26 protein-coding genes are annotated in these 26,759 nt (G+C 36.8%); 9 read left to right on the plus strand and 17 right to left on the minus strand.

Annotated elements, in window-relative coordinates:
* Positions 1–22: 22 nt before the first annotated feature.
* From CSB87_RS18045 to CSB87_RS18055, 3 genes are all read left to right on the plus strand, one after another.
* A complete protein-coding gene (locus CSB87_RS18045; protein ID WP_004887524.1) occupies positions 23–616 on the plus strand; it encodes a helix-turn-helix domain-containing protein in 594 nt (197 codons plus the stop codon).
* Entirely contained in the window at positions 613–1,158 is a 546-nt protein-coding gene (locus tag CSB87_RS18050) for a GNAT family N-acetyltransferase (RefSeq protein WP_004709178.1), read from the plus strand. Before CSB87_RS18045 ends, CSB87_RS18050 begins: the two co-directional genes overlap by 4 nt.
* A gap of 412 nt (positions 1,159–1,570) precedes the next feature.
* Positions 1,571–2,131: an FxsA family protein gene (locus CSB87_RS18055; RefSeq protein ID WP_004887522.1), complete on the plus strand. Its 561-nt coding sequence runs from the start codon at positions 1,571–1,573 to the stop codon at positions 2,129–2,131.
* A 71-nt stretch (positions 2,132–2,202) separates the two neighbouring features.
* Here CSB87_RS18055 and CSB87_RS18060 read toward each other — a convergent pair whose 3' ends face one another.
* Positions 2,203–2,391 carry a hypothetical protein gene (locus CSB87_RS18060; RefSeq protein WP_002050045.1) on the minus strand — a complete coding sequence of 63 codons (189 nt, stop codon included), beginning with the start codon at positions 2,389–2,391 and terminating at the stop codon, positions 2,203–2,205.
* Between the two features lie 258 nt (positions 2,392–2,649).
* Here CSB87_RS18060 and CSB87_RS19975 point away from each other — a divergent pair, with 258 nt between their 5' ends.
* Complete coding sequence (locus CSB87_RS19975) at positions 2,650–2,898, plus strand: hypothetical protein (protein ID WP_004702072.1); 249 nt, start codon at positions 2,650–2,652, stop codon at positions 2,896–2,898.
* A gap of 121 nt (positions 2,899–3,019) precedes the next feature.
* On the opposite strand, the gene metK is transcribed toward CSB87_RS19975, so the two are convergent.
* Positions 3,020–4,186 (minus strand): methionine adenosyltransferase, encoded by a 1,167-nt coding sequence (metK, locus tag CSB87_RS18070; protein ID WP_002049844.1) that lies wholly within the window; start codon positions 4,184–4,186, stop codon positions 3,020–3,022.
* Positions 4,187–4,500: 314 nt separating this feature from the next.
* Between metK and CSB87_RS18075 the strand changes: the two genes are divergently transcribed.
* Together CSB87_RS18075 and tkt are read left to right on the plus strand one after the other, a co-directional pair.
* A protein-coding gene (locus CSB87_RS18075; RefSeq protein ID WP_076611894.1) for an IS5-like element ISAba27 family transposase occupies positions 4,501–5,323 on the plus strand; the annotation gives its coding sequence in 2 pieces (ribosomal slippage) (positions 4,501–4,881 and positions 4,883–5,323; 822 coding nt in all).
* A gap of 273 nt (positions 5,324–5,596) precedes the next feature.
* Positions 5,597–7,585, plus strand: coding sequence for a transketolase (gene tkt / locus CSB87_RS18080; protein WP_004887520.1), 1,989 nt, complete (start codon positions 5,597–5,599; stop codon positions 7,583–7,585).
* A 57-nt stretch (positions 7,586–7,642) separates the two neighbouring features.
* Here tkt and CSB87_RS18085 read toward each other — a convergent pair whose 3' ends face one another.
* Positions 7,643–8,050, minus strand: a complete 408-nt coding sequence (locus tag CSB87_RS18085; RefSeq protein WP_004887518.1) for an OsmC family protein — start codon at positions 8,048–8,050, stop codon at positions 7,643–7,645.
* 214 nt (positions 8,051–8,264) lie between these two features.
* Here CSB87_RS18085 and CSB87_RS18090 point away from each other — a divergent pair, with 214 nt between their 5' ends.
* Positions 8,265–8,855: a YceI family protein gene (locus CSB87_RS18090; protein ID WP_004709169.1), complete on the plus strand. Its 591-nt coding sequence runs from the start codon at positions 8,265–8,267 to the stop codon at positions 8,853–8,855.
* Positions 8,856–8,904: 49 nt separating this feature from the next.
* Here CSB87_RS18090 and CSB87_RS18095 read toward each other — a convergent pair whose 3' ends face one another.
* The gene (locus tag CSB87_RS18095; protein WP_002050195.1) at positions 8,905–9,495 is read right to left on the minus strand and encodes a lecithin retinol acyltransferase family protein; all 591 of its coding nucleotides are present in this window, start codon (positions 9,493–9,495) and stop codon (positions 8,905–8,907) included.
* A 187-nt stretch (positions 9,496–9,682) separates the two neighbouring features.
* Here CSB87_RS18095 and CSB87_RS18100 point away from each other — a divergent pair, with 187 nt between their 5' ends.
* Complete coding sequence (locus CSB87_RS18100) at positions 9,683–10,429, plus strand: phosphodiester glycosidase family protein (RefSeq protein ID WP_004887516.1); 747 nt, start codon at positions 9,683–9,685, stop codon at positions 10,427–10,429.
* Positions 10,430–10,464: 35 nt separating this feature from the next.
* Here CSB87_RS18100 and CSB87_RS18105 read toward each other — a convergent pair whose 3' ends face one another.
* The 4 genes from CSB87_RS18105 to putA form a co-directional block, all read right to left on the minus strand.
* Entirely contained in the window at positions 10,465–10,695 is a 231-nt protein-coding gene (locus CSB87_RS18105) for a hypothetical protein (RefSeq protein WP_002050077.1), read from the minus strand.
* A gap of 248 nt (positions 10,696–10,943) precedes the next feature.
* Positions 10,944–12,029, minus strand: coding sequence for a tRNA (uridine(54)-C5)-methyltransferase TrmA (trmA, locus tag CSB87_RS18110; protein WP_004887514.1), 1,086 nt, complete (start codon positions 12,027–12,029; stop codon positions 10,944–10,946).
* Positions 12,030–12,135: 106 nt separating this feature from the next.
* On the minus strand, positions 12,136–12,609 hold the full coding sequence (locus CSB87_RS18115; protein WP_004887513.1) for a GrpB family protein: 474 nt from the start codon (positions 12,607–12,609) through the stop codon (positions 12,136–12,138).
* Between the two features lie 104 nt (positions 12,610–12,713).
* Positions 12,714–16,466 carry a trifunctional transcriptional regulator/proline dehydrogenase/L-glutamate gamma-semialdehyde dehydrogenase gene (gene putA / locus CSB87_RS18120; protein ID WP_004887510.1) on the minus strand — a complete coding sequence of 1,251 codons (3,753 nt, stop codon included), beginning with the start codon at positions 16,464–16,466 and terminating at the stop codon, positions 12,714–12,716.
* A 124-nt stretch (positions 16,467–16,590) separates the two neighbouring features.
* Between putA and CSB87_RS18125 the strand changes: the two genes are divergently transcribed.
* Positions 16,591–17,079: an Lrp/AsnC ligand binding domain-containing protein gene (locus tag CSB87_RS18125; RefSeq protein WP_001014235.1), complete on the plus strand. Its 489-nt coding sequence runs from the start codon at positions 16,591–16,593 to the stop codon at positions 17,077–17,079.
* Positions 17,080–17,114: 35 nt separating this feature from the next.
* Here CSB87_RS18125 and putP read toward each other — a convergent pair whose 3' ends face one another.
* From putP to sstT, 9 genes are all read right to left on the minus strand, one after another.
* Positions 17,115–18,605, minus strand: coding sequence for a sodium/proline symporter PutP (putP, locus tag CSB87_RS18130; RefSeq protein ID WP_004709158.1), 1,491 nt, complete (start codon positions 18,603–18,605; stop codon positions 17,115–17,117).
* Between the two features lie 409 nt (positions 18,606–19,014).
* Positions 19,015–19,722, minus strand: coding sequence for an SIR2 family NAD-dependent protein deacylase (locus tag CSB87_RS18135; protein ID WP_079377024.1), 708 nt, complete (start codon positions 19,720–19,722; stop codon positions 19,015–19,017).
* Positions 19,723–19,819: 97 nt separating this feature from the next.
* Positions 19,820–20,194 carry a glycine cleavage system protein GcvH gene (gcvH, locus tag CSB87_RS18140; RefSeq protein ID WP_002049861.1) on the minus strand — a complete coding sequence of 125 codons (375 nt, stop codon included), beginning with the start codon at positions 20,192–20,194 and terminating at the stop codon, positions 19,820–19,822.
* Positions 20,195–20,232: 38 nt separating this feature from the next.
* Positions 20,233–21,258, minus strand: coding sequence for an AraC family transcriptional regulator (locus CSB87_RS18145; protein WP_000705529.1), 1,026 nt, complete (start codon positions 21,256–21,258; stop codon positions 20,233–20,235).
* 108 nt (positions 21,259–21,366) lie between these two features.
* On the minus strand, positions 21,367–21,807 hold the full coding sequence (locus CSB87_RS18150) for a MaoC family dehydratase (protein ID WP_002050041.1): 441 nt from the start codon (positions 21,805–21,807) through the stop codon (positions 21,367–21,369).
* Positions 21,807–23,654: an ABC transporter ATP-binding protein gene (locus tag CSB87_RS18155; protein ID WP_002050158.1), complete on the minus strand. Its 1,848-nt coding sequence runs from the start codon at positions 23,652–23,654 to the stop codon at positions 21,807–21,809. The genes CSB87_RS18150 and CSB87_RS18155 overlap by 1 nt, the downstream gene beginning before the upstream one ends.
* Before the next feature lie 373 nt (positions 23,655–24,027).
* Positions 24,028–24,564 (minus strand): DUF2058 domain-containing protein, encoded by a 537-nt coding sequence (locus tag CSB87_RS18160; protein ID WP_002050144.1) that lies wholly within the window; start codon positions 24,562–24,564, stop codon positions 24,028–24,030.
* Between the two features lie 3 nt (positions 24,565–24,567).
* On the minus strand, positions 24,568–25,248 hold the full coding sequence (locus tag CSB87_RS18165) for a YoaK family protein (RefSeq protein ID WP_004887507.1): 681 nt from the start codon (positions 25,246–25,248) through the stop codon (positions 24,568–24,570).
* A 5-nt stretch (positions 25,249–25,253) separates the two neighbouring features.
* Positions 25,254–26,456, minus strand: a complete 1,203-nt coding sequence (gene sstT, locus CSB87_RS18170) for a serine/threonine transporter SstT (RefSeq protein ID WP_002050031.1) — start codon at positions 26,454–26,456, stop codon at positions 25,254–25,256.
* Positions 26,457–26,759 lie beyond the last annotated feature (303 nt).

The raw sequence follows: 26,759 nt of genomic DNA on the forward strand, positions 1-26,759 counted from the left end.
AATATGGAATTGAGTCTGGTCGATGGATGATATCAACATCAGGATTGCACATCGAATACGAGAGCTGCGTTTAGCACGTGGATATACTTTGGATGTGCTAGCTGCCCGATGCCAAGTTAGCCGTTCAGCTATTTCTTTAATTGAAAGAGGGGAAACGAGTCCAACGGCAGTTGTTCTTGAAAAACTAGCCAATGGTCTAGAAGTACCTTTAACTAAAATTTTTACGAACGAAACAACTAGTCCATCTCCTCAACCATTTATTTGCCGAAATGAACAAGCTGAGTGGCAAGATCCGGAAACTGGATATGTTCGCCGTACTGTCTCACCACCAAATTTAAAACTACCATTTCAAATTGTTGAAATTGAATTCCCTCCTCATGCTCGAATTACGTATGAAATTAGTGAAAGCTCTAAAGTAGTACAACAGCAAATTTGGGTAGTTGAAGGGCAAATTGATATTCAACTGGGCAAAAACTCTTATGCATTGGGCGAAGGGGATTGCTTAGCTATGCAATTAGATCAACCTGTCATATATAGCAATAATTCATCACAAGTCGCTCGCTATATTTTAGTCGTCTCTAATCAACTCGTGTCTGCTCTTAAGGAATCTTCATGAACTATTCCCTCGATTCTAATTTTCGTTTAATTGATTGTAATGAAGCAGAACATGCGGCAGCTATATTAGAGATTTTAAATGAGGCAATTGTTAATTCTACAGCATTGTATGACTATGTACCGCGTTCGCTTGATTCAATGAAAACTTGGTTTTCGGTAAAAACCGGAAATAGTTTTCCTGTAATCGGGGCTGTAGATGAGTCAGGTAAGTTATTAGGATTTGCTAGTTGGGGAGCTTTCAGAGCTTTTCCGGCTTATAAGTATACGGTTGAGCATAGTATCTATATTCATCATGAACATCGGGGCTGTGGTTTAAGTAAAGTTTTAATGCAAGCGTTAATTCAGCGGGCTCAAGAGGCTCAGATTCATGTATTGATTGGTTGTATTGATGCGACAAATCAAGCCAGTATTGGACTCCACGAAAAACTCGGGTTCACACATGCAGGTACTTTTAAACAGGTAGGCTTTAAATTTGGACAATGGTTAGATGCTGCATTTTATCAGCTAATTTTAAATACACCATTTGAACCAGTGGATGGATAAATTATTGAATTTTTGGGTAGACAACGGCTCAGTTCAAAGTAAGAAAATTTGAACTGAGTCATAGCATGGATTTATAAAATACCTAATAGTTCTAATCTCTTTTCATGTAAAACCACTTATTTCATATAATAAAAGAGCTCAATTTATGAAAAAATTACAATCTTGTAGAAAAAACACTTGATAAAGTTGTTATAGCACTCATTAATAATAAAGTATGGCTATTTTATTAATTTAAATCAGTCTTATTAATAGTATTGCAGCATTTGGGTTTAGCCATGTTTTTAGGTTAAAAGAAAACATTGCCTAAGCTTCACTACAAGCTCTTTAATCCGTATTTTCAACTGAAAATGGTTCATGGATTAGATAGCTAAAACTGCAATGAATTTTCTTTTTGAGATAGATAAAGTTTTACATGAATTTACTTCTTATTGTGGTTCTGGGCGCGATTGTTGAAATTGCCGTATGGATTGGCGTAGCACAGTTCATCAGTGGATGGTATGTGTTTTTCTGGTTCATTATTGCTTTCTTTATTGGTCTTACGCTTATTCGCAAAAGTACGGCTGGTATTATGCCGCAATTACAACAAATGCAGATGACCGGGCAATTAGGCAGTGATCCGACAGTAACTAAAAAACTAGCATATGCTTTTGCAGGTTTTTTATTGATGGTGCCTGGTGTGGTATCTGATGTGTTAGCGCTTTTAATTCTAATTCCAGGCGTGCAAACTGCGTTTCGTAATATCGCAATGAGAACACTTGCAAAGCGTCAGCAAGCAATGATGGAAAAAATGATGGGTGGCATGGGCGGAGCAGGTGCTGGTCAAAACCCATTTGCTGATTTAATGCGTCAAATGCAGGATATGCAGAACTCACAAGGTGGCAATCAATACCGTGGTGACTCCAGCATTATCGATGGCGAAGCGAGAGAAGTTACCCCAGACCATAAGAAAATTGAACATAAAAATAAGGATTGATTAATTCCTTATATAAAAATAAAAGGCCTAAATCTTAAATGATTAGGCCTTTTTTAATATTCTATCGATTATTAATTTGAACAATCAGCATTATCTGTTCCAGCTTGAGCTATTACAGTTGAATTTTCTTCTGACTTCGTCTGAGGTTGATACTTGTTTGAAGGTAGAGCTGTCTGCTTGTTTTCAGATTGTTGATATTTCCGGCTTCTATTGGCTCTTTCACGAAAGCCACCTTTATTAATGAGTTGGGTGTGTGACATGGATTGGCCTAGAAAATGAACTATTCATGTATTTTAACAAATTCAGCAAAATATCAAAATAAGAAAAATAGTATAGAAAAAATAATATTTAATTTATCTCATTGTATAAACTAAAGTTTTTAAAAATGAACGCATTGTTCATTCAGATTGAATTCTCTTTTCATTTCACATAGGATAAATATAAAGGATGTATAAATTAAAAATTGTAGCAAACCTATTAAAACAACAACGGTTGAAGTGAGGGAAGGAGGGTTACCTATGCTATATCAATATCATTGTGCGTGTTGTGACAAAGTTGTGGCATCAACTGACAAATCATGTCCATATTGTGGTTCACATCATATTCGTAGTCCTTATGGGTTATGGATGTTTTGTGTGATGGCTTGTTTGGCAGTAGTTGTTGTATTCAAAGTTGTCCATATTTATATACAAAATCATCAGGATACACCTACCCAATCGACTTTATTAGATGTACTAAATGAAGGTGATAAAACTACGAAACAGTAGTAGTGCTTAATTTGCTACATACTTTTAAATAATGTGTGTTGGAAAGTTTATTGCTTAATTTTAACAAAATATAAAAAATAATAAAAAAGCCCGCATTAAGCGGGCTTTTAATATATAGGGCCTAAAGGCCCGCAGCATCTTTAAGTACTTCAACTTTGTCAGTTTTTTCCCATGTGAATGCAGAATCTGAACCTTCACGACCAAAATGACCGTAAGCAGCTGTCTGTTTATACATTGGTTGAATTAAGTTAAGCATACGAGTAATACCAAATGGACGTAAATCAAAATGCTCACGTACTAATTGGATAATTAACTCATCAGAAACTTTTGCAGTACCAAAAGTATTGATTGAAATAGAAGTTGGTTCTGCAACACCAATTGCATAACTCACCTGAATTTCACATTTGTCAGCAAGACCAGCCGCAACAATATTTTTAGCAACATAACGACCAGCGTAAGCAGCTGAACGGTCTACTTTAGATGGATCTTTACCAGAGAATGCACCACCGCCGTGACGAGCCATACCACCATAAGTATCAACAATGATTTTACGACCTGTTAAACCACAGTCACCTACAGGGCCACCGATAACAAACATACCAGTCGGGTTAATATGGAATTTAGTGGCTGCATGGAACATTTCAGCAGGGATGATCGGTTTGATAATTTCTTCAATTACAGCTTCTTTAAGCTGAGTTTGAGTAATTTCAGGATCATGTTGAGTAGAAAGTACTACTGCGTCTAAACGTACAGGCTTGCCATTTTCATACGCAAAAGTAACCTGACTTTTTGCATCTGGACGTAACCATGGTAATGCACCTGAACGACGGAGCTCAGCTTGACGCTCCATTAAACGGTGAGCATAAGAAATAGGAGCTGGCATAAGCACGTCAGTTTCGCGACTTGCATAACCAAACATTAAACCTTGGTCACCAGCACCTTGATCTTCAGGTTTTTGGCGATCTACACCTTGTGCAATCTCAGGTGATTGTTTACCAATCATGTTGATTACGGCACAAGTTGATCCATCAAAGCCTAGATCTGAATGGTGATAGCCGATACCGTTAACAGTTTGGCGAACTACAGCTTCTACATCAATATTCGCAGTTGTTGTGATTTCACCTGCAAGTACAACAGCGCCTGTTTTTACCAGTGTTTCACAAGCAACACGTGCGTATGGGTCTTCTTTTAAGATTGCATCCAAAATAGCGTCGCTAATTTGGTCGGCCATTTTATCGGGATGACCTTCGCTTACAGATTCCGAGGTAAAAACAGCGTACTCGCGCATGAAAGTCCTATCTTGGTTATTTCAAAAAGACATAATATGTTACATCGACTTGAGCTTGAGGACCAGTTCATACTGACTAAAAAGCATGAATTTCTTTCATTTCTACTATGTTTTAATTGATAAGAGTATCAGGGAAATTGATATAGCTAGATGAAAATTAATTATTTTTATATAAAAAATTTAAAAAAATGTCTAAATTTTAAACATTTGATTTTATTAAATATTAACCAAAAAATTTCGACTATGAAGCGAAAGACTATAATTAAACAGAATAGACCTCTTGCGAAAGTAAAAACCACCTCAATCTAAATTTCATGAGATATCAGAAATTAAATCGTTTTTCAGATTCTGAATTCCAGCGCTTGGTTGGTGTACCTCGACCAGTTTTTAGTGAAATGATCGAAGTTTTAAAAGAAGTAGAATCACTTAAAAAGAAATCTGGGCGTCCTCATACTTTAGCTATAGAGGATCAATTATTATTAACACTCAATTACTTACGGAATTACAGCACTCAATTGGAGTTGGCTGCAAATTACCATATCGCTGAAAGTAATGTGAATCGAACCATTAAAAAGGTTGAAGATGCATTGATGAAATCAAGACGGTTTACTCTGCCAAAACGAAGCATTACCACAGCAGACGAACAGTTTAACTGGGTCATTATTGATGCGACAGAATGTTCAATAGAACGTCCGAAAAAAAAATCAGAGTAAGTTCTACAGTGGTAAAAAGAAGAAACATACGCTAAAAGCACAAGTGATCTATCATCCGAACAGCAAACAAATCATAGGGCTAGATATATCGAATGGCAGTCAGCATGACATTAAATTGGCAAGAAGAACGGTTAAAAAATTCAAACATTGTAAATATGTTATGACCGATTTAGGGTACTACGGATTAGAGCAAGATGGCTTTAAATTATTGATGCCAATAAAGAAAAAGAAGAATTTACCCTTATTTGATGTTGAGAAAAAGTACAATAAAATGATTGGAAAAATACGAGTTGTGATCGAACATATTAATAGTCAATTGAAAACATTTAGAATATTAAGTGAACGCTATCGAAATAGACGGAAAAGATTCGGTTTACGCATTAACTTAATCGCTGCACTGGTAAATCGGATGAACTTGCAATAACGACTTTCGCAAGAGGTCTAATAAATATAACTTTATATGCTGATCAAAGGGGGGTATCTCGACAAATGTTGAGGATAGAACTACCCATAAATAGTATTGTTTTACACAGCTTAAGAAGCTAAATGTTTTTTGAGTAACCAAGAAAAGGTTAAAAATAAAGAAATATACCGTGTTGGGGTTTACCCCTAGGCGTTTTTTTAAGACAATATAGCGGCATTGAATGGTTATTCATCATCTTCTTTTCATCAATCTATTAAAATTGGATTCTGATCTATGACGACCCCTTTAAACGAACGTCGTATTGCAAACGCAATTCGTGTATTGGCAATGGATGCTGTGCAACAGGCAAACTCAGGGCATCCAGGTGCTCCAATGGGGATGGCAGATATTGCTGATGTCGTCTGGCGCGAGTTTTTAAATCACAACCCAACTAATCCACAATGGGCAAACCGTGACCGTTTTGTTTTGTCAAATGGTCATGGTTCAATGTTGCAATATGCTTTGCTTCATTTAACAGGTTATGATCTTTCAATTGAAGATTTAAAACAATTCCGTCAATTGCATTCAAAAACTCCTGGTCACCCTGAATATGGTTATGCACCAGGCATCGAAACAACGACTGGTCCTTTAGGTCAAGGTATTGCAAATGCTGTTGGCTTTGCATTGGCTGAAAAAACTTTAGCTGCTCAATTCAATAAAGATGATTTAAAAGTAGTTGATCACTTCACTTATTGTTTCTTGGGTGACGGCTGTTTGATGGAAGGTATTTCTCACGAAGTATGTTCATTGGCAGGTACTTTACAGCTTGGTAAATTGATTGCTTATTATGATGACAACGGCATTTCGATTGATGGTGAAGTAGAAGGCTGGTTTAGTGATGATACTGAAGAGCGTTTCAAAGCTTATGGCTGGCAAGTTCTTCGTGTAGATGGCCATGATGCTGATGCTATTCGTCAAGCAACAGTTGAAGCTAAAGCTGAAACTCAAAAACCAACGATTATTATTTGTAAAACAATTATTGGTTTAGGTTCTCCAAACAAACAAGGTAAAGAAGATTGTCACGGTGCGCCGTTAGGTAAAGATGAAATTACCTTAACTCGTGAAGCTTTAGGTTGGACTGAAGAAGCATTTGTTATTCCTGCTGATGTATATGCTGCATGGGATGCTAAAGCAAAAGGTAATGAAGCTGAAGCAGCTTGGAATGAAGTATTTGCTCAATACCAAGCAAAATATCCTACAGAAGCAGCTGAGTTACTTCGTCGTATTAACGGTGATTTACCAGCAGAGTTTTCAGCTCAAGCAGATGCGTTTATTCGTGAGACAAATGCTAAAGCTGAAACTGTAGCAACTCGTAAAGCAAGTCAAAATACATTACAAGCATTTGGTCCTTTATTACCTGAATTATTAGGTGGTTCTGCGGACTTGGCTGGTTCTAACTTAACACTTTGGAAAGGTTGCCAAGGTGTTCAAGAAAACCCAGCTGGTAACTACGTGTACTATGGTGTACGTGAGTTTGGTATGACTGCAATTGCAAATGGTGTTGCATTACATGGCGGTTTCATTCCTTACGTGGCAACATTCTTAATGTTTATGGAATATGCACGTAACGCAGTGCGTATGTCTGCATTGATGAAACAACGTGTAATTCATGTTTATACACATGACTCAATTGGTTTAGGTGAAGATGGTCCAACACACCAACCAATTGAACAAATTGCTTCTTTACGTGGTACACCAAACTTAAATACTTGGCGTCCTGCTGATACTGTTGAAACAGCAATTGCATGGAAATCTGCTTTAGAGCGTAAAGATGGCCCTACAGCACTTATTTTCTCTCGTCAAAACTTGCCATTCCAAACGCGTACTGAAGAACAAATTCAGAATGCAGCAAAAGGTGGTTATGTTCTTGCTCAAGAGAAAGGCGAGTTGAAAGCAATTATTATTGCTACTGGTTCTGAAGTTTCTTTAGCAATGGAAGCTTATGCTCAGCTTGAAGGTGTGCGTGTAGTTTCTATGCCATGTGCAGAAGAGTTTATGAAACAAGACGCTGCATATCGTGCAGCTGTATTACCAGCTCATATCCGTGCACGTGTTGCGGTTGAAGCAGCTCATGTTGACTACTGGTGGAAGTTTGTTGGTCTTGATGGCAAAGTAATTGGTATGTCAACTTATGGTGAGTCAGCACCAGCGAAAGATTTGTTCCAATTCTTTGGTATTACAACTGAAGCTGTAGTAGCTGCAGTAAAAGAATTGACTGCTTAATGAATTAACTAAGCAGAAGAAAAAAGCGTCCCGATTGGGGCGCTTTTTTTATAAATTTTAAATATTAAGTTCAGTTTGAATCGAAATATTCGAAGTCAATAACTTATGAATTGGGCAGCTTTCAGCAACTTTTAAAAGACGTTTATGTTGATCTTCAGTAAATTCACCCTTTAGCGTAATTTTACGTTCAATATTATTTTGACCGGCTTCCGGATCACTATTTGGATTTAAAGCTAAATCGACTTGTACATGCTCAAGCTTAATCCCTTTGTGATTTGCATACATTTCTAGTGTAATTGTAGTGCACGCGCCTAAAGCTGATAGTAAAAGCTGAACTGGATTTGGAGCTGTATCTCGTCCACCTTTATCAGTTGGTTCGTCTGCAAACCATTGATGACCTGACGGATCGGTCAGTGTCACTCGGTACGGAGTAGAAGTGCTTTGTGCTTGAACAGTGTTAGCCATGTTTTACCTTGTTATTTATCAATAAAATCGAAGTAAAAACCAATAAATCTGAAGGTTTCGGATAGAAAAATATCTATACTTTATAATATGGGTTTTGAATAACAACTGTAACGCTTTTATTGTTGCATGGATGAAACATATCGTTTTATAAAGAATAGTGAATTAAATTACTTGATGTATACACTAACGACTATATCAATAAAGGATACGAAAAATGCATCTTAAAACATTAAGCTTCGGTTTAGCAGTAGCATTGGCAAGTACAGTTACATTAGCTGCACCAGTGGATTATAAAATTGACCCAACACATACAGCGACTGTTTTCTCATGGAATCACTTTGGTTTTTCAACTCCAAGCGCTAACTTCTCGGACATCCAAGGTGTAATTAAAGTTGATAATGCTAAACCAGCAAATTCTTCTGTAAATGTGACAATTCCTTTAAGCAGTGTAAATACAAACGTGCCTGCTTTAGATAAAGAATTCCAACAAGAAGCTTGGTTTAATGCAGCAAAATATCCAAATATCACTTTCAAAAGTACGAAAGTAGAAACTAAAGATAAAAAACACTTCAAAATTACTGGTGACCTAACTGTTAAAGGTGTCACTAAGCCAGTTGTACTTGATGCTGTTTTAAACAAACAGGGTGAACATCCAATGGCAAAAGTTCCAGCGATTGGTTTCAATGCGACAACTTCATTCAATCGTTCTGATTTCGGTCTAGGCAACTATGTGCCTAATGTAGGTGATAAGATCACTGTAAACATTACGACTGAAGCAACGGCAGCTAGTGCAGCTAAAAAATAAGTTGTAAGTTTTCTAAAAAAGTCCTCAATCATGAGGACTTTTTTAATTATTAGATTGGTTCTTTTTTATCGGGTTCTATAAAAACTAAGGGTTGAGAAGGATCTACATTTCTTTTTTCGGCTTTTTCTCTTAAAAATTGATAAGTTGGAACTTTCATTTTTGCCTGATCACGTAATTTCTTTTTAATATAAAGAACAAGAGCAAAGCAGGTCGTTGCTACGGTCAGCATCATGCCATTCATATAACTCATGATCGAACTTACGTAACCAATGGTGGTTAAGCGATGCATCATACGCTCAACTTGAGTACTAGTTTCAATACCAGTGATTGCCCAACTGCATAAATGTTCACAATTATTAATAATTAAATGATAGTGGTTTTCGTGCATGCGTGAGCGCATACGTCGAACAACCACTTTTCCTTTGTAGCGTGGCGCATCATAAGAACGCACATGAATTTTTTTGCCATGAGAAAAGGCATCTAATGAAGTAATTTCAATGGGTCGTTTTTTGATGAAATGTGCTAGGCCTGAATAATGAATAACTCGACCTCTCCCAGCGTAAATACCATGATGGCTATAGCCGAGATGTTTTACAATAAGATGAGCCCCTAAAGGGTAGCGTTTATTTGTTTGTTGCATTTTCACGCTGATCCAATAAAGTTTTGATCACTTTTATTAAAAGCTGTTCACTATTATAACGAATATAGTTGTGCTCTAGTGTATTGTTTAGGTGGAATAAGCGCCTTTCGGGTATATATCACATCAAAGCATTTTATTTAATAAAGTATTGCTATGAACAGAAAATGACATATGAGGTTTGCCATTAATGAAAATACTCATGCTGTGTATTATTAATTTTATGGTCTTTGGGCAATCTGCTTTAGCAGAAGAGTATAGCCAAATGCAAAATGCTACCGATGATCAATTTGAAGTCATTGAAATTTCAAATTTAAATCAATTGCGCTTATTTTTGCAAAATCCAGAAACGAATCAATATTATAAAAGTTTCGATAATATTCAGCGCCAACTCAAATCATGCGAACAGCTTACTTTTGCAATGAATGCAGGTATGTTTCATTCTGGCTTCTCTCCAGTTGGGCTATATATTGAAAATGGGCGAGAGAGTCAACCTTTAAATGAAGATAATGGATGGGGTAACTTCTTTTTGCAGCCTAATGGAGTTCTAGCATGGAATGACAAACAAGCTATTATACTGACAACTGAACAATATAAAGCAAAAGCTTTTCAACCCGAATATGCAACTCAATCAGGCCCTATGTTGCTGATTAATGGCAAAATAAATCCCTTATTTCTAGCAAATAGCGATTCAAAGAAAATACGTAATGGGGTAGGTATAAAAAATAATAAACTTTATTTTGTGATCTCTAAAAATAGAGTGAATTTTTATAATTTTGCTGAATTTTTCCAAAAAGGTCTTAACGTAGAGCAGGCATTATACCTAGATGGTTCTATCTCTAGTTTGTATTTGCCTAAGAATAACCGTAATGATAGAAAATTTTATATGGGACCTATTATTGGTTTAGTCAGCCATACAAATTGTGAAATCAAATAAAATACAAAAAAGCCAGTACATGACTGGCTTTATAATTAATGAATAGATGGTTTTTGAATGAGTTCATTTAACTCTTTACGGCTATACCCACGGGAAATAAGAACTTTTTTTATTCCCATAATGACATCTTCATCTGTTGCTTGTGCAAGCGCACTTAGAAGTTGTTCATTAGTTTTACATGAGCAGTCATTTTCAACACAAGCAGTTTGATTCTTATGCTCGTTATGCTGTTGATCTGCTAAGAACAGCTTTTGCCAAAAACTCATAGAGCCTTCATATATAACCTAACATAGATCGAAATATAGCCAAATTAAATTAAAATACAAGTCTCTATAAGTGATAAATCCACCAGTTGAACTAGAGAATTTTCGATAGTAATGGTTGAGTTAAACGAAATTATGACGAATAGATGACTTGATATTTTTTTTAAATTTAAATACTTAATTAAAAGGTGTTGAAAAATAAGGAGATATTTAATCTCCTTATAAAATAGAGTTACATTGAAAAATTTTGTTTAAATCTTCTCGAGTAATACACCTGACTCAACATGATGTGTATAAGGAAACTGATCGAACAAAGCAAACTTAGTCACTCGATGAGTTTTTGTGAGTGTTTTTAAATTTTCATATAAAGTGTCGGGATTACATGAAATGTAGATAATACGCTCAAAACCTTGCAAAAGTTTTAAAGTTTCATCATCAATTCCCGCACGCGGAGGATCTACAAATACGGTATCAAAGTCATAACTTCGAATATCAATATTTGCTTCTTGTAGACGGCGGAATTCACGCTCACCTTGATAAGCTTGAGTAAACTCTTCAGCTGATAGGCGTGCTACCTGAATATTATCAATCTGGTTTTGTTCAATATTCCATTGAGCAGCATAAACTGATGATTTTGCAAGTTCGGTAGCAAGTACGCGTTCGAATTTTAGTGATAATGGAAGGGTAAAGTTACCATTACCACAATAAAGTTCTAGTAAGTGTTTTTTCGAACCCTCAGCTGCATCACATGCCCATTGCAGCATTTTTTTGCAAACTTGTGCGTTCGGCTGGGTAAAGCTACTTTCAATTTGTTTGTACTTGAATGTACGGTTTGAAAGTTCAAATTCTTCTACAACAAAGTCATCGCCAATAACAACTTTCTGCCCTCGGCTACGACCCATAATTTTAATATTTAATTTTTCAGCAAGTGCTTTAGCTGATTGTTCCCACTCCTGATTAAGTTTACGGTGATAAATCAGGGTAACTAGCATTTCTCCACTAAGTGTTGCGAGAAAATCAACTTCAAACAAACGCTGTGAAAGTAAAGGCTCAGCTTTGAGTTCTGCTAAAAGGCTAGGCATTAAATCGTTAATACTTTTGTCTGCAATAGGAAACTCATCTATGCGGACAACTGTTTTTTGCTTGTCTTCATCGTTACGTTCAAACATGGCATAGAACATATCACTTTCTGTATGCCAGATCCGAAATTCAGCACGCATACGGAAATGTTGTTCAGGTGATTCAAACACTTCTAATGTAGGCGGTGTAAATTCAGAAAATTGAGTAGTAATGCGATCAATTTTAGCTTGAAGTTGTTGACGATAAGAAGAGGTCATAGACAAAGAAAATTTAGACAGAATCAAATAGTGAATGGTATCAAAAAAATCGAGCTTGCAGGAGTCAATTTTAGTCAGATATTCATAAAGAAATAGGGTACTTAAATTAAAGATGATTTAAGACGCGGTTAATAAAATCTGATTTTATTGCTCTATATTGATCGGGATCTAAATGGCTACACTGTAATTTTAATTGATTATATTCATGCACCAACCGCGGTGAATCTATAAGCTTATTTCTAAATGTTAAGAAAAACGTAAATACTGAATCGGCTACTACAATTTGAAATGCAACTTCATCATCGTTCATTGATTCAAGCATGCAAAGCTCATGTGTCCTAAGGGTATTTTGTTTTTCTATAAAATTAAGTGTTTTTAATTGTTCTATTGCGAATTCAAATTGATCAGACATCACTTCAATATAAATATCTAGATCACCTTTTGAAATCGTATTTGGGATTGCAGACGAACCAATATGCTCAATTTTGGCAAATGGTAAAAGGGAGGAGATATTCTTTTTGTATGAGTTGAAAAGATCAATACAATTTTGTTGATATTGTTCTGGTTCTAAAAAGATCATTATGAAATTCGCTAATCGATAACATTTATATATTTAAAAAGAGATTACTCGATTAAACAAAAAAGCCCAAATACTGAAATTTGGGCTTTTCGATAAATTATCTGTTAATCCGACATAGTCATTAAGCTTGCATTGCCACCAGCCGCAGCTGTATTCACACTAATTGCACGCTCAATTACTAAACGTTCAAGTGGAATTGACTCGTTTGATTCAACATGTGTAATGCCTACAATTGCACCAGAGCGGCTTGCAATTTCTTGCTGTAATGAGAGAACCTCTTCACGGCTACCATGGTGCAAAACAGCATCAAAATCATCTGTAGTGATGTTTTTGATAGTCGTAATTGCATCAAGTACATCTTTTGGCAACGTTTGTTTATGTTTTGCCAACAATGGACTATTTGGCATTACAGCAGCTTGACTACCCACTGCAAAAATTGCGAGCAATTGATGTAATTGATTTTGTTCAGTGTCGGCAATTGAAAGTACACGGTGACGCGGCAAAATAATATATTGGTTACTTTCCCCAGTAGGGCCTTGTAACTCATAAAACTTGCCTACACCAAATGGTTCAATTTCACGACTTGCTTGTGGTAAATGTTGTTTCGCCCAGTTTTGTAAGCTTTGATAAACTTCACGGTTAAAGCCTTCAAAAATGGTTTGCTCATTTTTTACCGCAAATGGAGTTGCTAATACTTTGTTTGAACAATCCTGCATTAAGCGATACATGTAAAGAGGGCCACCCGCTTTAGGACCTGTACCAGATAAACCTTCACCACCGAATGGTTGAACGCCAACAACGGCCCCAACAATATTACGGTTGATATAAAGGTTACCAACTTCAGCATGTTGAATTACGGTTTGGATGGTTTCATCAATACGAGTATGTAGACCCATTGTTAAGCCATAACCTTTAGCATTAATGCGTGAGATGAGTTGTTCAAGCTCACCATACTTATAGGTAATGATATGTAAAACCGGACCAAAAACTTCACGCTGTAAGTCATCGAGGTTAGGTAACTCAATTGCTGTTGGTACAACAAAAGTTCCTTTATCTAATTCAGTTTGGCTTGTCGCTCCAAACATCAATTGATGTACTGGATAGCCCTTAGACTTCATTTTTTGGATGTGCTGGTCAATCGTCTGTTTTGCTTCGTCATCAATAACTGGACCAATGTCAGTTTTTAAAATAGCAGGGTTGCCTACAATTAACTGTTGCATTGCACCTTTAAGCATTTTAATAACGGTTGCAGCACTATCTTCTTGTACACATAAAATACGCAAAGCAGAGCAACGTTGACCTGCGCTATCAAATGCAGAACTTACAACATCAAGTACAACTTGTTCAGTTAATGCAGATGAGTCCACAATCATTGCATTTTGGCCACCAGTTTCTGCAATGAGAGGAATAGATTGACCATTAGCAGCTAAACGTTTTGCAACTGTCTTCTGCAAAATTTTTGCAACTTCAGTTGAACCGGTAAACATGATGCCATCAATACGTCGATCTTGGCTAAGCTGAGCACCTACTGTTTCACCACGACCTGGTAATAACTGTACAGCACTATGTGGAATACCCGCTTCCCATAAAATTTGCACTGCTTGAGCTGCGATTAAAGGTGTTTGCTCGGCAGGTTTTGCAATAACGCAGTTACCACTAACTAGTGCTGCAGCAATTTGACCAGAGAAAATCGCAAGAGGGAAGTTCCAAGGGCTAATACAAAGTACAGTACCAAGTGGCTGAATGGTTGTATTATTAGGAAGATTTTCAACCTGAGTTGCATAGTAACGTAAGAAATCTACAGCCTCACGAACTTCTGCAATGGCATTCGCATAAGTTTTACCACTTTCGCGGCAAAGTAATACCATTAACTCTTGGATACGGCTTTCCATAAGGTCAGCTGCACGTTTTAAATATTGAGCGCGTTGATCTTTAGGTGTATTTGCCCACTCAATTTGTATTTGTTCAGCTGCATTAAGTGCAATTTCTACATCATTAAGATCAGCTTCTTGTACATAACCAACAATTTCATCATTTTGTGCTGGGTTTGTAATTGCAATAGAATGACCTTGTTTCGATAAATCGCTATTTCCTAATAATGGATGACTCTGCCAAATACGGTTACGTAACTGTTGAGCTGTGTTATCTAAAGCTGCAAGCGGAGCGTCGTTTGCTAAATCATATCCTTTAGAATTTTTACGAAGTGTTCCATACATATCTAAAGGAAGAGGAATTGATGGGTGTTTTAAACCAACTGAACCTTCAAGCTTAGCTGCATTACGAATATCATAAATTGGAGACTGGATAAGATCTTCAACTTTAAGTGTTTTATCGGCAATACGGTTAACAAATGAAGTATTCGCACCATTTTCGAGTAAACGACGAACCAGATAAGCTAACAAAGTTTCATGGTTACCAACCGGAGCATAAATACGGCATGGCACGCCTAATTTATTTTGCTCACGTGGACCAACAACTTGTTCATAAAGTGGTTCACCCATGCCATGTAAGCATTGGAATTCATATTGACCAGCATAATACTTGCTTGGATCAGCTAAATGATAAATTGTTGCTAGTGTTTGAGCATTGTGAGTCGCAAATTGTGGATAGATGAACTCAGGCGCTGCAAGTAATTTTTTAGCACAAGCAATATAAGACAGATCTGTATGCACTTTACGTGTGAAGACAGGGTAGTCATCCATACCTTCGATTTGTGCTTTCTTGATTTCGCTATCCCAATATGCACCTTTTACAAGGCGAATCATGAGACGCTTTTGGCTGCGTTTAGCAAGATCAATAATATAATCAACTACGAAGAAACAGCGTTTTTGGTAAGCTTGAATAACGAATCCAATACCTTTCCAGTTCTCAAGTTCTGGCTCAAAACAAAGACGCTCAAGTAACTCAAGAGAAATTTCTAAACGTTCAGATTCTTCTGCATCGATATTTAAACCAATGTTGTACTGTTTAGCTAAACGAGCGAGCTCAAATACTTTGCCGTAGAGTTCTTTGTGAACACGTTCAATTTGCGCACGTTGGTAACGTGGATGTAAAGCAGAAAGCTTAATTGAGATACCAGGGCCATCATAAACGCCTTTACCATTAGACGCTTTACCAATTGCATGAATGGCTTGTGTGTAATCGTTAAAGTAGCGTTCAGCATCATGTTCGGTTAAGGCAGCTTCACCTAACATGTCATAAGAATAGCGGAAACCTTTATCTTCAAGTACTTTTGCGTGGTCGACAGCTTCTTCGATGGTTTCACCAGTTACAAACTGTTCACCCATCATGCGCATTGCTACATCAACTGCTTTACGAATAATGCCACGACCACTACGGGCTAACAGGCCAGTAAGTACACTTGAAAGACTGGTTTGCTTTGGTGTCTCCATAAGCTTACCGGTTAACATGAGGCCCCATGCTGCAGCATTTACAAACATTAAGCTACTTTGGCCAACGTGTTCTTTCCAGTTACCTTGATTGATTTTATCGCGAATGAGCAAATCACGTGTTGCTGTGTCTGGTATACGAAGCAAAGCTTCAGCAAGACACATCAAAGCCACGCCTTCTTGTGAAGACAGAGAGAATTCTTGTAATAACCCTTGAACAATACCCGCTTTACCCGAAGAGGTCTTACGTTCACGTAAATTATGGGCAAGGTTAAATGCAAGGTCATAAATTTTATGATCTAAATCATCAGATACCGCAGCAGCTTGTAATAGCTCTTCTACAGCTTCAGGTTCGGCACGACGCCAAGCTGTATTAATGCGTTGTTCAAACTCACTTTTATCGTTGAATTCGGTGATATAGCCTTGGTGAGATTTATCCATTTGATGAAAAGTATCCATTGTGTTCATATCTATTTCCGCTAACCAGCTCTCGTAAACTCATCTTGAGTAGAGAGGTTTAGATAATTTATCATTACAGAAGAAACACCGAATAACTCACTATATTTTGCCCATTTTTTAGAGGAAAATTCAGATGAATGGCCCCTTATTAAGCCTTGATCGTACAGATTTAAAAATTTTGGATATTCTTCAAACAGATGGGCGTATTTCCAACAGTAGATTGGCTGAACTTGTAAACCTATCTCCAACTGCAGTTATGGCCCGGGTGCAGAAGCTGACGAAGGATGAATTTATCTTGGGTTATGAAGCTAAATTAAATCCAGTTAAGTTAAATGCAAATTTTTTGGTTTTTGTTGAAGTCTTACTCGATAAAACAACACCCAATGTTTTAGATGAGTTTATTGACGCAGTAGTGCATTATCCAGAGATCGTTGAATGCCATATGGTTAGTGGCGGATTTGATTTTTTAATTAAATTACGAAGTGGCAGTATGGAAGAGTTTAGACGTATTGCTGGGCAGGTACTATGGCAATTACCAGGTGTGAAAGAAACGCGTAGCTACCCTGTGATGCAAGTTGTAAAAGATAGTTCAAAAATTAAAATCAAAACTAAAAATAAATAAAAAGGGGCCGAAGCCCCTTTTTATTTTATTCATTTTTATACACTTTCTTTATAAAGTTTATCAGCTTGTTCGAAGCGGTCAGTTACATCAGTATTTGGAGTTTTGCTAATCAAGCTCACTACGATGATGCTGATAAATGCACAGATAAAGCCAGGAATAATTTCGTAAACACCGGTGCTTGCGAAAAGATTTTTCCAACCAATTACGACAACTGCACCTACGATCATACCTGCTAAAGCACCTTCTAAAGTCATACGTTTCCAGAACAATGACAAGATGATGAGTGGTCCAAATGCGGCACCAAAACCAGCCCACGCATAAGCAACAAGACCAAGAACTTTACTGTCAGGATTACCAGCGAGTACAATTGCCAGAACAGCAATTGCAAGTACCATGATACGGCCAACCCATACAAGCTCTTTTTGAGAAGCATTTTTACGGATGAAGCCTTTGTACAAATCTTCAGTTAGCGCACTTGAACATACCAACAGTTGACAGCTTAATGTACTCATAACCGCAGCTAAAATAGCAGCTAGAATGATACCGACAATCCATGGATTGAATAAAATTTTAGTCAATTCCATAAATACAGTTTCAGGGTTTTTACTTACAACACCTGCAAGTTCAGGATGTTGCTGGAAATACGCAATACCAAAGAAACCGGCACCGACTGCACCAACTAAACATAAAATCATCCAAGTCATGCCAATACGGCGAGCAGCAGGAATTGATTTTACAGAGTCAGCAGCCATGAAACGTACAAGAATATGTGGTTGGCCAAAATAGCCTAAACCCCAAGCCATTGAAGATAAAACGGCCACCACACTTAAATCTGAAACGATGTTAAATGCATGTGGTCGAGCAGTTTCAATAAGCGTTACAAACTGAGTTGTGTCGCCAATTGCAAGGTAAGTTACGATTGGGGTGAGCAAAAGGGCAAAAATCATTAAGCCAGCTTGGAAAGTATCAGTCCAGCTAATTGCCAAAAATCCACCAATACAAACATAACTGATTGTTGCAATAGCACTTAACCAGATTGCGGTGGTATACGACATACCAAATAAATTTTCAAATAAACGAGCGCCAGCTACCATACCTGAGGCACAGTAAATTGCGAAGAAAACCAAGATAATAACGGCAGAGAAAATACGAAGAATCTTTTTCTTGTCATCAAATCGACTTGTAAAATAGTCGGGCAGAGTGAGTGCATTATTTTGGATTTCAGTATGAACGCGTAATCGACCAGCAACCAGTAACCAGTTAAGCCAAGCACCGATAATTAGACCAATTGCAATCCACGCTTCAGATAAACCAGAAAGATAAATCGCTCCTGGTAAGCCCATGAGTAACCAACCACTCATGTCTGATGCGCCTGCGGATAATGCAGTAACGAAACTGCCTAAACTACGACCACCAAGAATATAATCAGAGAAGTCGCTTGTAGCACGGTAGGCAAATAAGCCGATAAGTACCATTGCTACGATGTACACCATAAACATGATGAGGGTGGGATCAAAATAACTCATAATGGATGTGTGTCCTTATATCCATAATCCGTGATTGTAACCTAATCCAGGTCGCTGTTTTCTTGTACGGCATTTCAAGAGGTTGAGATTCAACCACAAAAGAAATTTTTTGCTCTGTTATCTTTGTGATGTGTTTTGTGTATTTTTATGTAAACTAATGTAATTTGAATTACAATTAAAATTAAAGTAAATTTAATCAATAGCTTAGATAGTATGAATAATTCATTTATTGTTTAGAAAATTATAAAAATAGTAAATTTAGAAAATAGATCAGCATGTTTGGTTACAAAATTAGCAATGACAGTATATGACTCTAGAATAAATTTGACATGAGTTGAGTGTTTTCGAATCAATTTCATGTGAAGAGACAACTTTAGAGGTGAAATTTGTAATAAAAATGAAAGAAATATTAGTTCGTCAATTGATGAAATAGCTCTTTCATACCTTCTGTGGCTGTCATATTTAATAGTTTATATTGAGATGGAACACGAGAATGATCTGCTTTGGGATCTATATAGTAGGCGTCAGTGTAGTTAGGAATTTCATGAACTAAAGCAGCGACAGGGTAAACACTTAAGGTTGAACCAATAACAATGAAAATATCTGCTTCTTGCACTTGCTTTATGGCTTCTTCAAATGCTGGAACTGCTTCACCAAACCAAACCACATGAGGGCGAAGTGGATAGCCATTTGGACAAAAGTCATGCTCTAGATCTAATTTCCACCCATTAATTTCATAAAATTCATTTGTATATTGGGCATTTGGTCCAGAGCTTTTCGCTAATCGAATATTACCATGTAGATGCAACACATTCTGGCTACCAGCACGTTCATGTAAATCATCAATATTTTGTGTAATGACTTGTACATCGAAATGGTTTTGTAATTTAGCAATATATTGATGAGCTTCATTTGGCTGAGCTTCTAAAATATTTTTACGGCGTTCGTTATAAAACCGTTGGACTAACGCAGGGTCTTTATCCCAAGCTTCCGGAGTAGCAACTTGCTGTATATCATAATTTTCCCATAGGCCATTACTGTCACGAAAAGTACTAATTCCACTTTCTGCACTCATACCTGCACCAGAAAATACAACAAGTCTTGTCATGTTATTGATCCTACATATCCAGTTTTATAGCTATTTTATACATATATAAAAAAACCAGTTTAAAAGTAAACTGGTTTTTATCAAATATTGAAAGCAATGCTAAATTTTATAAGCCAGCTTCATATTCTTCATTTGTTAAAAGTTTTTCAACGTCTGCCATGTTGTCTGGCTTAATTTTATAAATCCAGCCTTTCCCGTATGGATCTTCATTTACAAAATCTGGATCATCTTCAAGGTTTGTATTTACTTCCACTACTGTACCAGAAACAGGAGCGTGGATGTCAGAAGCAGTTTTAACTGATTCAACTACTCCAGCTTGTTCGCCAGCTGTTACTTGGCTGCCCACTTCCGGAGTTTCAACATAGACCAAGTCTCCAAGCTCATCTTGTGCATGGTCGGTAATCCCAGTAATAACAAGATCACCTTCAATTTTTACCCACTCATGTGTACGTGCATACTTCAATTCTGAAGGGTGATTCATGACATCTCCTTAAGCTTGTGTCCAATATTTTAATAACATTATAAATAGGGGTCTTTGCGCCAGTTACTAGGACTACGACCACTCCAGCGTTTAAATGCTCGGCTGAAATTTGCGACATCAGAATAACCCAGTTCATCCGCAATTTGTTCAAGACTATAATCTGTACGTGAAAGTAAAGAAGTCGCATGACGATAGCGGACTTCATCTACTAATGTTGAAAATGAAGTTCCTTCCGCTGCCAACTGTCGCTTTAATGTGCGATCTGACATGTGTAAGTATTCTGCTACATTTTCTATGCTTAAGTAATGTTGTTCCGAATTACTTAAAATATCACGTACACGCATTGCTAAACGGCGGCGTTCACCTAAAGCAGAGAGTTCAGCCTCACATTGGTTAATAGCAATTTGACTGGCGATTGGATCTGAATTAATTAATTTAAGACCTAAATATTTTTTATCAAAACTAGAAATTAAATGAGGCTGATTAAACCGAATAGTACTGCTTAGTTTGCTCTTATATTTATCAAAGCCTGCTGGTTCTGGAAAATCTAGGTCGACATCGCCCGCTAAATCTTCAATACCTGTCATAGCTTTTGCCATTGTCATGATGCCAATAGTTAAGCCTAAAACAATTTCGGTGCGAAGTGGTTCTAACTCAATATCACATTGTAGTTGTAATGTGGCTTTTGGGCCGAAGGTAGAAAAATAGAGTTGTAAAAAAGGTAAGCGTAACTGGATAAAACGAGCAGCGAGAGCAATTGCCTCAGTAATATCTTTTGCTGTCATTATTGCGTAGCCAATAAATCCATGAATTGAAATACGCATTTGAGTGCCAATATGGTAACCCAATGTACTTTCTCCAGTGAGATTTAAGGCATGTTTAACCAGTTCATTTGCTACAGGTGTTGAAATACGATATTCAGGGTCAGCCAATTGTTCACTTGTAAGATGAAAAGGGGCAAATAATGTCTCATCGTTGTATCCCCAACGTGAAACAACATCTAATAGCAATAAGCCATAGACTCCTGGAATACCTTGATCTTGACGAGCTGAGGTAATTTTCATATGCGTTCCGTTGCTCTCATCAATTTTCTACGTGCATTTCTTACACATCTTGTCATGAAATATAATTTGAGTTTATAAAAACTGTTAGACAATCATATCAAGGATTCGTTAAATATTCTTTTTAAAGACAACGATTTTTGTCGTTGAAATAAGTAAAACATCTCCATGTTGATTTAAAGCTTGCGTAACGTAGCTTACAATACCACGATCCAATTTTGTTTTGGATGGTGTAATTGCTGAAATCTCAGCTTCAACATGTATACGGTCACCAGGTCGAGTCGGGCGAGGCCAACGTAAACTAGACTCTGAACCCACGAGCCCCCCATGAATAGGCATACATTCTGTCCATAAGCGCATAGTAATTGCCGAGGTATGCCATCCACTGGCAGCAATACCTTTAAAGATTGGATCTTCTTTAGCTAATTCTTCATCTGTATGGAAAGGCTGAGGGTCGTAGTGGCTTGCAAATTGTTTAATCTCATCTAGTGTAATTTCATATTCACGACTGATAAAACGATCACCAATTTTTAAATCTTCTAAATAAAGCATTAATCCTGACCCTGTACTACTTTTTGCTCAATAAGAAAGCCGCCAGTTTGGCGTTTCCATAATTGTGCATATATACCATTTTTAGCAATTAATTCTTCATGGGTACCTTGCTCTGCAATTCTACCTTCATCAAGAACAATTAAACGGTCCATTTGAGCAATGGTAGACAAACGGTGAGCAATTGCAATAACTGTTTTATCTACCATCAGGTCATTTAAACTAGACTGAATAGCTGCCTCAACTTCCGAGTCTAATGCGCTTGTTGCTTCATCTAATATTAAAATTGGTGCATCTTTTAAGAAAACACGTGCAATAGCGATACGTTGTCTCTGACCGCCTGAAAGTTTAACACCGCGTTCACCAACCTGTGCTTCATAGCCAGAACGGCCTTTTAAGTCGACAAGTTGAGGAATAAATTCAGCTGCTTTTGCCTTATGCACTGCACTTTGCATGTCCAGATCGGTTGCATCCGGACGGCCATATTTAATATTTTCAGCAACTGAACGATGGAGTAGAGAAGTATCTTGAGTAACTAAAGCAATATTCGCTCTCAAACTATCTTGTGTAACATCTTCAATATTCTGCCCATCAATTAAAATTGCACCTTCTTTAAGATGGTAGAAATGTAAAAGTAATTGGATGAGAGTGGATTTTCCTGCACCTGAACGGCCAACGATACCAATCTTTTCGCCCGCTGTAATGTGTAAATTAAAGTGATCGATGACATTTTTATTGTTATAGGCAAAGGTCACATCTTTAAATACGATTTCACCTTGCTTTACTGTAAGTGGTTTTGCATCTGGTTTGTCTTGAATATTGATTTTCTTACCAAGAGTTTGCATACCATCTTGAATGGTACCCACATTTTCAAATAAGGCTGACATATGCCACATCATAAACTCAGCCATGCTATTAAGCTTTAAAATCATGGCGGTCGTTGCTGCAATTACACCTAGTGCTGCTAGGCCTTGTGTCCATAGCCAGACTGCTGTTCCAATCACGCCTACAAATAAAACAGCAGAAAGTAAATTAATGCTGACTTCAAAAAGAGTACCTAATCGCATTTGTGCATAGACAGTTGTCATAAACTCTTTCATTGAAGCTTTTGCATACTGGCTCTCACGACCAGCATGGGCAAATAATTTAACCGTTTGAATATTTGTGTAGGCATCTGTTACACGTCCAGTCATTACTGCACGAGCATCAGCTTGTTGCTGTGATACTTTGCTTAAACGGGGAATAAAGAACCAAGCGCTTAATAAGAATAAACCCAACCAAACCATAAGTGGAATGAGTAAAGTTGGTGAAATTGCACCAAGAACGATACTAACGGTAATAAAATAAATGCTGACATAAGCCAACATATCGCCCAAAATAATCCAAAATTCACGGATAGCTAGTGCTGTTTGCATGACTTTTGCTGAAAGGCGACCCGCAAAATCATTATGGAAAAAATCTAGACTTTGCTTTAACAAAAGATTATGAAAACGCCACCGTAAGCGCATTGGAAAAGTACTATATAAAATTTGGTGTTTTATAATAGATTGAATATTAACAAATAAAATATTAGCAAATAAAACGCTAATAAGAATGAGTATATTGGAAGCGTGTTGGCTTAAAAAGCTTTCTGGTTGACTGTTACTCAGCCAGTCGACAAGTTGCCCAATTTTTGAAAAGAGTAGAGCTTCAAAGCTGGCTGCACCCGCTGTACATATAATGAGTAATAATAAGTACGGACGAACACCTTCAGTAGCTTGCCAAACAAATGGGAAAAAGCGAGTTGGTAAGGGCTCATCCAGACCTTTGGTTGGATAAGGATCTACAAGTTTTTCAAACCACTTCAGCATGAATGACTACCTTTATACATCAGCTACTTTATTAAAATTTCGCAATTTAATTTGCAATAAAGTCAGTTAGATCAAACTCGATATAGATGTTGATCTGTTGGGTGTGTGGATACACGTCAAAGTCTATGTTGTATATCTTTAGCTAAAACTGACAAGATTTAGTCAAGATATAAATTTGGAAACGGGAAAAGCCTAAAAGGCATGGTAAAGACAAAAAATGTTTTATTCATTATATCGATAATAATAGATGAAGTGGTGAATGAATTTGATGTGAATGTAATTTTTATAAGTTTTTTTAATAAATGATAAAATACTGATATTTAGCCTAAGCAGCATGAGCCTTTATCTAAATATTCATAAAGGCTCATAATAATTACCACATTAAGTCATCTGGAATAACATATGCTGCATACGGATCTTCTTCGTCAGTAGTTTGTTCATTTTTCTCTGCATTATTAATTAAAATAAAGCCTTGCATTTTTTGATCAATTTTTTCGGCCAAAGCTTTTGGAAGATAAGCGTATTGATCTTGATCTTTAGCAATTACTAAACTACCTGTAACAAGGGCATTGTAGACTTGTTGAGATAGATATACCTTTTTAATCTTATTCTCGTCAATAAATTGATAAGCCACATCTCCGGCAAAATCTACAATTTTGTGTTGTTTAATCATTTGAATAATAGAAGCTTTTAATGCTTTTTCTTCGAGTTGTTGCTGTTTTTCTAGATTTAAAGCTTGGTCTTTAGCTAGTTTTTCTTGTTGAGCTTTTTCAATATTTGCTTTGATTTCTGCTTCATTGCTTTGACCAGTACGCTGCTCATGCTGAGCTTGTTTGGTGAGTTTTTTTGCTTTTTTATTGTCAACTAAACCTGCTTTGAGTAACTGAGCTTGTAAGGCATTTTTAACCATGACTTAATCCGAATCTGAAGAGGAAGAACGATGAAAATAAACAGCCCAATATGAAATACTGAGTGTTAAGCTTAAAATTGCTGGTAGCAAAAATGATTGCAATTTTAAGTAGGGGTGAACTGAAGCAGCAATTATACCACCAATAAGAAAACCTGAAAAAATAAGTAGATGTAAAATAATACGACGGTTTTCTACTTTTAAACCTCGTGCTATGTAACCAAGTGCAAGGCCAAGATCTGTTAAGACACCCGATAAGTGAGTTGTCCTAATAATGGTCCCTTTATAATGGCTGACCATGGCATTTTGTAAACCCATGGCGACACAAGCCCATAATAATCCATATTTGGGAAAATATGGCAGTAATAACCAGCAAAGAAAAATAAAGAGGGCAACTAAGCTTAAAGGGAGGCCATATCGACGGCCTAATTTGAAATGGCTATTGCCTAAAATAAAACCACTGTAAAATGATCCACATACATAACATAGTATAACAAGTATCAAATATATGACGTGATCAAAGTGCCAGTTTACCAAACTCATGGCTAGCATACTGACATTACCAGTCATATGCGACACCGATTGATGTAAAAGGGTGATAAGCCCTAATACATTAATCATTCCGGCATTCATTGCCAGTAAAAAGGCACCAATTTGGAACCAGTTTGGTAAACGTTGAAATGGCATGTTCTCTAAGAGTTTTGTCTTGAGCGAATATCAACAGCGGCAGTAAATAAAACATCAGTTGATGAGTTAAGAGCTGTTTCGGTTGAATCTTGTAATACACTAATAATCATACCAACTGCAACAACTTGCATCGCAATTTCTGATGAAATACCAAATAAACTACAAGCGACTGGAATTAAAAGTAACGAACCACCAGCGACACCAGACGCACCACATGCTGAAACTGTAGCGACTACCGACAAAATAATCATAGTTGCCAAATCAACATGAATCCCTAATGTATGCACAGTTGCTAAAGTAAGCACAGTGATTGTAACAGCTGCTCCAGCCATATTAACTGTAGCACCTAAAGGAATAGAAACACTTGCAGTAGATGGATTAACACCTAAACGTTCAGCTAAATCAAGGTTAACTGGGATGTTAGCTGCTGAGCTGCGTGTGAAGAATGCAGTAATACCACTTTCTTTTAAGCATTTAAAAACAAGTGGGTATGGATTGCCACGAATTGTTAAACCTACCAAAATTGGGTTAACTACAAGAGCAACAAAAAGCATTGTTCCTAATAGAACAGCTAATAATTGCGCATAACTTTCAAGCGTTGCTAAACCAGCATCGGCAAAGGTTACTGCAACTAAACCGAAAATGCCTACAGGTGCAAATGCGATGACTTTGTGAATAATCGCACTCACAGCATGTGAAACATCATGCATCACTTGTTTAGTCGTATCTGAACTATGACGCATTGCTAAACCTAGACCAATTGCCCATGCCAGAATGCCAATAAAGTTCGCTTCACTAATTGCTTGAACAGGGTTTGCAATAAAACTTAAAAGCAAATTTTTTAATATATCAGCGAGGCTACCAGGCGCTTGTAGGTTGTTATGTGAAACAGTATTAAGATAAAGAGTACTTGGAAAAGACAAGCTCGCAACAACGGCACTAAACGCAGCTAATAGCATACCCACTACATATAATAGTAAGACTGGTCGTAAATTTGCACTATGACCAACCTGAAAGTTAGCAATAGATGAGAGAACCAGTACGAAAACTAAAATAGGAGCAACCGATTTCAATGCTTTAATGAACAGCTCACCAAACAAGCTTAAGTAAGGTGTAACGGTTGGAAATAATAGTGCAACACCTATTCCTAAAATAATGGCGATAATAATTTTGGTGACTAAGCTTAATCGAGAAAAGAATTCAAGCATATAAAGGCCTTATTAACCTATTCATGGCTAAAGGTTGAACAAGCGGAGTATTTTATACTTAAGTGATGTGAATCTTAAGCTTTTTTATATCAAGTAATTAGATTAATAAAAAAAGGTAATATTAAGTATTTGTTTTTAAAATAGTAAAATTAAATTATTAAATTAATTAAAAAGATATTCTGCTTATATAACAGTCAATAAAAAATTAACTGTGGGGTCTAAAAACCTATTGAAAAATAGTGGAGGGAGAGACAGAAAGAAATAAGAGAGTGTATTGTTGTTTTCAATAGCTTTAGATACTTG

The sequence above is a fragment of the Acinetobacter sp. AR_0276 genome (genome assembly GCF_003000705.1).
In the GTDB taxonomy this organism is placed as follows: domain Bacteria; phylum Pseudomonadota; class Gammaproteobacteria; order Pseudomonadales; family Moraxellaceae; genus Acinetobacter; species Acinetobacter nosocomialis.

Bases quoted from the DNA above. Each gene is read 5' to 3' on its own strand.
- CSB87_RS18045 (WP_004887524.1), top strand. From the start codon at position 23: ATGGATGATATCAACATCAGGATTGCACATCGAATACGAGAGCTGCGT.
- CSB87_RS18050 (WP_004709178.1), top strand. From the start codon at position 613: ATGAACTATTCCCTCGATTCTAATTTTCGTTTAATTGATTGTAATGAA.
- CSB87_RS18055 (WP_004887522.1), top strand. From the start codon at position 1,571: ATGAATTTACTTCTTATTGTGGTTCTGGGCGCGATTGTTGAAATTGCC.
- CSB87_RS18060 (WP_002050045.1), bottom strand. From the start codon at position 2,391: ATGTCACACACCCAACTCATTAATAAAGGTGGCTTTCGTGAAAGAGCC.
- CSB87_RS19975 (WP_004702072.1), top strand. From the start codon at position 2,650: ATGCTATATCAATATCATTGTGCGTGTTGTGACAAAGTTGTGGCATCA.
- metK (WP_002049844.1), bottom strand. From the start codon at position 4,186: ATGCGCGAGTACGCTGTTTTTACCTCGGAATCTGTAAGCGAAGGTCAT.
- tkt (WP_004887520.1), top strand. From the start codon at position 5,597: ATGACGACCCCTTTAAACGAACGTCGTATTGCAAACGCAATTCGTGTA.
- CSB87_RS18085 (WP_004887518.1), bottom strand. From the start codon at position 8,050: ATGGCTAACACTGTTCAAGCACAAAGCACTTCTACTCCGTACCGAGTG.
- CSB87_RS18090 (WP_004709169.1), top strand. From the start codon at position 8,265: ATGCATCTTAAAACATTAAGCTTCGGTTTAGCAGTAGCATTGGCAAGT.
- CSB87_RS18095 (WP_002050195.1), bottom strand. From the start codon at position 9,495: ATGCAACAAACAAATAAACGCTACCCTTTAGGGGCTCATCTTATTGTA.
- CSB87_RS18100 (WP_004887516.1), top strand. From the start codon at position 9,683: ATGAAAATACTCATGCTGTGTATTATTAATTTTATGGTCTTTGGGCAA.
- CSB87_RS18105 (WP_002050077.1), bottom strand. From the start codon at position 10,695: ATGAGTTTTTGGCAAAAGCTGTTCTTAGCAGATCAACAGCATAACGAG.
- trmA (WP_004887514.1), bottom strand. From the start codon at position 12,029: ATGACCTCTTCTTATCGTCAACAACTTCAAGCTAAAATTGATCGCATT.
- CSB87_RS18115 (WP_004887513.1), bottom strand. From the start codon at position 12,609: ATGATCTTTTTAGAACCAGAACAATATCAACAAAATTGTATTGATCTT.
- putA (WP_004887510.1), bottom strand. From the start codon at position 16,466: ATGAACACAATGGATACTTTTCATCAAATGGATAAATCTCACCAAGGC.
- CSB87_RS18125 (WP_001014235.1), top strand. From the start codon at position 16,591: ATGAATGGCCCCTTATTAAGCCTTGATCGTACAGATTTAAAAATTTTG.
- putP (WP_004709158.1), bottom strand. From the start codon at position 18,605: ATGAGTTATTTTGATCCCACCCTCATCATGTTTATGGTGTACATCGTA.
- gcvH (WP_002049861.1), bottom strand. From the start codon at position 20,194: ATGAATCACCCTTCAGAATTGAAGTATGCACGTACACATGAGTGGGTA.
- CSB87_RS18145 (WP_000705529.1), bottom strand. From the start codon at position 21,258: ATGAAAATTACCTCAGCTCGTCAAGATCAAGGTATTCCAGGAGTCTAT.
- CSB87_RS18150 (WP_002050041.1), bottom strand. From the start codon at position 21,807: ATGCTTTATTTAGAAGATTTAAAAATTGGTGATCGTTTTATCAGTCGT.
- CSB87_RS18155 (WP_002050158.1), bottom strand. From the start codon at position 23,654: ATGCTGAAGTGGTTTGAAAAACTTGTAGATCCTTATCCAACCAAAGGT.
- CSB87_RS18160 (WP_002050144.1), bottom strand. From the start codon at position 24,564: ATGGTTAAAAATGCCTTACAAGCTCAGTTACTCAAAGCAGGTTTAGTT.
- CSB87_RS18165 (WP_004887507.1), bottom strand. From the start codon at position 25,248: ATGCCATTTCAACGTTTACCAAACTGGTTCCAAATTGGTGCCTTTTTA.
- sstT (WP_002050031.1), bottom strand. From the start codon at position 26,456: ATGCTTGAATTCTTTTCTCGATTAAGCTTAGTCACCAAAATTATTATC.